Source organism: Pseudorhodobacter sp., assembly GCF_030452865.1.
Taxonomy (GTDB): Bacteria; Pseudomonadota; Alphaproteobacteria; order Rhodobacterales; family Rhodobacteraceae; genus Pseudorhodobacter.
In genome coordinates this window covers 1-6,090 of sequence record NZ_JAKDLJ010000222.1, presented here as the reverse complement: position 1 = coordinate 6,090, position 6,090 = coordinate 1, and the positions used below count along the sequence as shown (strand labels likewise).

Genomic DNA, 6,090 nt, shown 5'->3' with positions numbered 1-6,090 from the left:
GGACCAACCCTCGATCCGTCACGATCACGTCAAGGCGCTGATCCGTCGGCTCAATCGGAACTTCCGCCATCTGCTGCGCCGCAAAGGCGAACCCCACAGCCAGAACCGAACCCCGTGCGCGCAACCGTTGCAAAGTCCGATCATAGAAGCCCCCACCATAGCCCAGCCGATAGCCCCTCTCATCGAACCCAACCAGCGGCACGATCAGTACCTCCGGCTCCAGCCACGTCCCTTCGACCGGGATAAGCGCACCGAAAGCCCCCGCCTCCAGCACACAGCCCGGCGACCATTCCCGAAATCGCAGCGCCTGTCCCTGCGCCACGACCACCGGCACACAGACTGGCCCTTCATGGACAGCCATGGCAGGCATCGGATCAATCTCAGTCCGCATCGGCATATATCCTGCCAGAACGGTCCGCCGATAGGGAGCAAGGTAATCGGCCAAAATCTCCGCAGCCTGCCCCTGCCCTGCGGTAAAAGCAGCCTTGCGCAACGCAAAGGCCCGCTTTCGTGCCTCGGCCTTCACAGCAAGATCCACGATGCCAACTCCAGAAACGCAAAGAATCCGACCACATCGGTCACTGTTGTCACAAACGGACCAGAGGCAAGCGCCGGATCAACCCCCAGCTTCTGCAATCCCATCGGAATCAGAATCCCACCCGCCGCTGCGGAAATCAGCGTCAGGACCATCGCAATCCCGATCACCAGGGACAGCATGGGCAAGCCAAACCACCAGCCCGCGATTATCGCCATCAACATGCCAAAGACAAGCCCGTTGATCGCACCCACCGCCGCCTCACGCCGGATCACCCGAAAGGCGTTCTGCGCGGTCAGGTCCCGCGTGGCCAAGGCCCGCACCGCCACCGTCATCGTTTGCGTCCCTGCATTGCCCCCCATCGAGGCGACAATCGGCATCAGAACAGCCAAAGCCACCAGCTTGTTGATGGAATCGGTAAACTCCGCAATCACGCTGGAGGCCAAAATCGCCGTCAGCAGGTTGACGAACAACCAGACCGCCCGACCTTTTGCTGCCTCGAAAATCGTGTCCGACAGGCTGGCCTCGTCACCGACACCGGCCATCCGGAGCATGTCTTCCTCATGCTCTTCATCCAACACATTCATCGCGTCATCAATCGTGATAGCGCCAACAAGCCGATCATTTTCATCGACCACAGGACAGGAAATCAGGTGATACTGGTTGAAGATATAGGCGACATCCGCCTCCGGTTCCGTCGCTTCAATAGTGCGGAAACTCTCCTCCTCGATGTCTTTCAACAACACATCCCGACGCGACGAAAGCACACGGCCCAACGTGACATAGCCCTGCGGCTTCATCCCATCATCGACCAGGATCACATGGTAGAACTGATCAGGCAGCCCCTCGGTTGAGCGCATGTAATCAATGGCCTGACCGACGTTCCAACCCACGGGCGCAACAACAACCTCGCGCTGCATAAGGCGTCCGGCGGAATAATCCGGATAGGAAAGCGCCTGTTGCACGGCAACCCGGTCTTCTGCCTCCAACGCGCCCAGAATCCGGTCCTGATCGGCTTCCTCCAGATCCTCGAGGATATCGACCACATCGTCGGTATCGAGTTCCCGCACCGCATCGGCCAGAACATCGGGCGCCAGGCTGTCGATGATTTCTTCCCGGATGCCTTCGTCCAGTTCGGACAGGATATCGCCGTCAATGCCATCCGGCCACAGCCGCAACAAATCACGTCGTTCGGAACGGCCGATCTGTTCCAGAAGGTCGGCAATATCGGCAGCGTGCAGCGGTGCCAGCAAACTGGCCAGCCTTCCCGAATCCTCGGTTGCGACCGCTTCTGAAATCGCCTCCATCCGACGGGAATCGAGGACATCCTCCTCAATCCCGTCCTGCTCGGCGATGTCATCGGCCATGCTGCCTCCTTTGCTGATTACCCCGACCTTATGATAAGGTCTTTCAAAGAAACAGAGACGAGGGCAAAATTTACCTGAGCATCGAAAACACCTAGGCTGTTCGGAACCACCAGGCAACAGGATCAATGCGAATGGCAGAACTCATATTGGGGCAGGTCTTGTCCTTCCACGGCGACCCTTTCATCGAAGGTGCCGATGCCGCCAAGGTAGAAACCAACGGCGGTGTCGTGATGATCGGCGGCGAAATCACCGCCACCGGTCCGGCAGATCAGTTGCGCAAGGATTATCCGCAAGCCCATGTCACAGACTATGGCCGCGCATTGATTTCGGCCGGCTTTATTGATTCCCATGTCCATTATCCGCAAACCGCGATGATTGCGAGTTGGGGCAAACGGTTGATCGACTGGCTCAATACCTACACATTTCCAGAGGAAATGCGTTTTGCCGATCCGGATTATGCCGCCGAAATCGCCGCCCGCTACTTCGATCTCACCCTGTCCAACGGCACGACGAGCGTTTGTTCCTACACCACAATTCACCCCGAAAGCGTCGATGCCTTCTTCAACGAGGCGCAAAAGCGCGGGTTGCGCAGCTACGCCGGCAAGACCTGCATGGACCGCAATGCGCCGAAAGGCCTGCTCGACACGCCGCAATCGGCCTATGACGACAGCAAGCGACTCCTCGAAAAATGGCATGGCGTGGACCGGCTGTCCTATGTCATCACGCCGCGCTTCTCGCCCACGTCGACCCCCGAACAACTTGCGGCGATGGGGGCACTCTGGCGCGACAACCCCGATTGCCTGATGCAAACCCATCTGTCTGAACAACCTGATGAGATTGAATGGGTCAAACAACTGCATCCACAATCGCGCGACTACCTCGATACCTACGAAGCCCAAGGGCTGCTCGGCATGGGCGCGGTCTATGGTCATGCGATCCATCTGACCGAGCGTGAGATTGACCGTCTGGCCGAGGTCGGTGCCAGCCTCGTGCATTGCCCGACTTCCAATATGTTCATCGGCTCGGGCCTTTTTGACATGGAGGGGCTGGTCGCGCGCGGGTTGCGGGTCGGCCTCGCCACCGATACCGGCGGCGGCTCCTCCTTCTCGATGCTGCGCACCATGGCGGCGGCCTATGAGGTGGCGCAACTGCGTGGCACACCGCTGCACCCCTCGCAACTGTGGTGGCTGGCCACGCAAGGCTCCGCCCGCGCGCTTCATGCCGAAAAAAAGATCGGCAATATCGCCAAGGGCATGGAGGCGGATGTGATCGTGATCGACCTCGCCTCAACTCCAGCCATCGAACAGGCTACCCGCCGCGCCGAAACCATCTGGCAATCGGTGTTCCCGACGATCATGATGGGCGACGATCGCGCGATAAAGGCCGTCTATGTTGGAGGCCAAAGACGATGAACATTTCCGTCGTCTTCTCTGCGAAAATATCCCGGGGGTGAATGCGCCATCAGGCGCAGGGGGGGCAGCGCCCCCCGCTTCCCTCCGCTACTCCACCAATTCCCAGCCGTCCGGGTCAAAGCCGAATTTCAACGCAACCTCGGTTGCGCGCTTTTCCTCTGCCCAGATCGCGGCGGCTGAAATCTCCATCGGGCCAATCCGCGCCTCGAGGGTTTCACCATCCTCATCTTGATGCGTCGCGAATCCCGCTGCTTTCAACGCTTTTTCCGCCGCCGCGAATGGTGCATCGACCTCCTCGGCAAGAAACAGGAAATTGACTACCGCACGTTGCGGCAAATCGTCAATCTTGCCGATTTCATCAAAAGTTTCAAAGGTTTCGGCCTGTTGCGCCTTGTAGTCATGGCTCATGTTGTTTCCCTTCCGATCCGCTTTCTTTTCCTGCCGGAAGCGATTGCACGCCGCAAGCTCTATTGCATCAATCCGCGCGCAAGCTGGTTCTGTCGTGCGACGACATGGCCAAGATCAATGGTGGTCAGGCGTCCATCGCGCACCACTTCGCGCCCCTCAACGATCAGATCGCGCACTTTCAACGGTCCGGCGAGCAGAAAGGCCACACGGTCCCACGAACCCGCCGACTCCACGCCCGAAACATCCCAAATCGCCAGATCGGCGCGCTTGCCCGGTTCAAGCGACCCACAATCGCCACGCCCCAGCACCCGCGCGCCGCCGAGGGTTGCGATTTCCAATGCCTCGCGCGCGCCCATCGCATCGGCCCCACGCGCAACCCGCTGCAACAGCATCGCCTGACGCGCTTCAGCCACCAGATTGCCCGCGTCGTTGCTGGCTGATCCGTCGACGCCAAGACCTACCTTCACGCCAGCATCGCGCATCGCGCGCACCGGTGCAATGCCCGACCCCAGACGGCAATTCGAACAGGGGCAATGGGCAACACCGGTTCCACTGCGCGCGAACAGGTCAATCTCCCGGCCATCAAGTTTCACGCAGTGCGCATGCCAAACATCCTCCCCGACCCAGCCCAGATCTTCGGCATATTGACCGGGGCGGCAGCCGAATTTCTCCATCGAATAGGCGACATCCTCATCGTTCTCGGCAAGATGGGTGTGCAGCATCACCCCTTTGTCACGCGCCAAAAGTGCTGCCTCGCGCATCAGATCGCGACTGACGGAAAAGGGCGAACACGGTGCAATGCCGACCCGAAGCATCGCGCCTGCGCGCGCGTCGTGGAAGCGGTCCACCACGCGGATACAATCCTCCAGAATTGCAGCTTCCGGTTCCACCAGCGCGTCGGGCGGCAGGCCACCGTCACTTTCCCCGATGCTCATTGCGCCGCGCGTCGGATGGAAGCGCAGGCCAACTTCTGCCGCTGCCGCAATGGTATCATCAAGCCGCGCGCCATTGGGATACATATAAAGATGATCGGAGGTCATGGAACAACCGGTCAGCGCCAGTTCTGCCAAACCCACTTGCGCCGAGGTAAAAATCTCCTCCGGACCAAAGCGTGCCCAGATCGGATAAAGTGTTTTCAGCCAACCAAACAGCAGCGCATCCTGCCCACCCGGAACCGCGCGCGTCAGAGTTTGGTAAAGGTGGTGATGCGTGTTCACGAGGCCCGGCGTCACCACACAGCCCGTGGAGTCAATCACCCGGCCCGAAGTCACAAGCCCCGTCCCCACAGCGACAATCACGCCATCGCGGCAGAGCAGATCCGCACCGACAAGCTCCCGTCGCGCGCCATCCATCGTCACAACGACATCGGCACTTTTGACTAGAATTTCTGACATTGGGCTTCCCTTTTGCGATCCCGTTCGGTGGATCGGGAAATGCACGACAGAAGGGGGGTGAAGGACTCGTGCAAGCGTCAGGTTAACTGAAGCCTCGCGCTATTCAAACCGCCAAAGCGCTTGCACATCACCTGCAACCGCAGTTTGCGACACCAACCGCAGCCGAGGCACATCGCCAAGCGCAGTCAGACCAAGCGGGCCAACGGCTGCGCGCCCTTCCTCTCCGATCAGCGCACCTGCCGAGAATGTCACCAGATCATCCACCAATCCGGCGCGGATTAAGGCGGCCGCAAGCCCCGCGCCGCCTTCACAAAACACCCGTGTCAACCCGCGCGCCGCCAAAAGGCTGAGCGCGGCACGCAAGTCCAGATGCCCGGCCTTGCCCGAACATTCGATCAGATCCGCGCCGGTTTTCGCCCAAGCATCCCGCCGCGCGGCATCCGCACCCGACCCGTGCAAAATCCAAACCGGGGTCACCCGCGCGGTTTGGCCAAGCCGCCCCTGTGGCCCGAGCTGCAAGGCGCTATCCACCACAATCCGCACCGGTTGCCACAACGCGCCCAAATCGCGCACTGTCAAATCCGGATCATCGGCGACGGCAGTGCCAGACCCGACGATCACCGCATCATGCGCCATTCGCATGGCATGCACGCCGCGCCGCGCCCCCGGCCCGGTGATCCAGCGGCTTTCACCCGAAGAGGTGGCAATGCGGCCATCAAGGCTGGTTGCAAATTTCAGCGTTACCAGAGGCAAGCCATGACTCACCCGTTTCAGAAAGCCGCGGTTCAGCGCACGCGCCTCATCCGCGCAAAGCCCTTCCTGCACCGCCACACCAGCCGCCCGCAGCATCGCATGACCTCGGCCCGTCACGCGGGGGTCGGGGTCTGTCAACGCACTGAAAACACGGGCCACCCCAGCGGCAATCAAACCGTCGACGCAGGGCGGCGTTTTGCCATGATGGGCACAGGGTTCGA

6 protein-coding genes are annotated in these 6,090 nt (G+C 60.4%); 1 reads left to right on the top strand and 5 read right to left on the bottom strand.

Annotation, left to right across the window (positions count from 1 at the left end; translation table 11 throughout):
* Together L0H65_RS12855 and mgtE are read right to left on the bottom strand one after the other, a co-directional pair.
* Positions 1 to 541: 5-formyltetrahydrofolate cyclo-ligase (locus L0H65_RS12855; protein WP_301459450.1), on the bottom strand; the 541-nt coding region annotated here is incomplete at its 3' end.
* The gene (gene mgtE / locus L0H65_RS12850) at positions 523 to 1,902 is read right to left on the bottom strand and encodes a magnesium transporter (RefSeq protein ID WP_301459449.1); all 1,380 of its coding nucleotides are present in this window, start codon (positions 1,900 to 1,902) and stop codon (positions 523 to 525) included. The genes mgtE and L0H65_RS12855, both read right to left, overlap by 19 nt.
* A 131-nt stretch (positions 1,903 to 2,033) precedes the next feature.
* Here mgtE and guaD point away from each other — a divergent pair, with 131 nt between their 5' ends.
* Positions 2,034 to 3,314 carry a guanine deaminase gene (guaD, locus tag L0H65_RS12845; protein WP_301459448.1) on the top strand — a complete coding sequence of 427 codons (1,281 nt, stop codon included), beginning with the start codon at positions 2,034 to 2,036 and terminating at the stop codon, positions 3,312 to 3,314.
* An 87-nt stretch (positions 3,315 to 3,401) separates the two neighbouring features.
* On the opposite strand, the gene L0H65_RS12840 is transcribed toward guaD, so the two are convergent.
* The 3 genes from L0H65_RS12840 to ribD all read right to left on the bottom strand — a co-directional run.
* On the bottom strand, positions 3,402 to 3,722 hold the full coding sequence (locus tag L0H65_RS12840) for a ribonuclease E inhibitor RraB (protein WP_301459447.1): 321 nt from the start codon (positions 3,720 to 3,722) through the stop codon (positions 3,402 to 3,404).
* A 59-nt stretch (positions 3,723 to 3,781) separates the two neighbouring features.
* Entirely contained in the window at positions 3,782 to 5,116 is a 1,335-nt protein-coding gene (locus tag L0H65_RS12835) for an 8-oxoguanine deaminase (protein ID WP_301459446.1), read from the bottom strand.
* A 99-nt stretch (positions 5,117 to 5,215) separates the two neighbouring features.
* Positions 5,216 to 6,090 (bottom strand): bifunctional diaminohydroxyphosphoribosylaminopyrimidine deaminase/5-amino-6-(5-phosphoribosylamino)uracil reductase RibD (gene ribD, locus L0H65_RS12830; protein ID WP_301459445.1); only part of this gene is annotated, 875 nt, incomplete at its 5' end.

Excerpts from the sequence above, each read along its gene's own strand:
- L0H65_RS12835 (WP_301459446.1), bottom strand. The coding sequence starts at position 5,116 with ATGTCAGAAATTCTAGTCAAAAGTGCCGATGTCGTTGTGACGATGGAT.
- guaD (WP_301459448.1), top strand. The coding sequence starts at position 2,034 with ATGGCAGAACTCATATTGGGGCAGGTCTTGTCCTTCCACGGCGACCCT.
- L0H65_RS12840 (WP_301459447.1), bottom strand. The coding sequence starts at position 3,722 with ATGAGCCATGACTACAAGGCGCAACAGGCCGAAACCTTTGAAACTTTT.
- mgtE (WP_301459449.1), bottom strand. The coding sequence starts at position 1,902 with ATGGCCGATGACATCGCCGAGCAGGACGGGATTGAGGAGGATGTCCTC.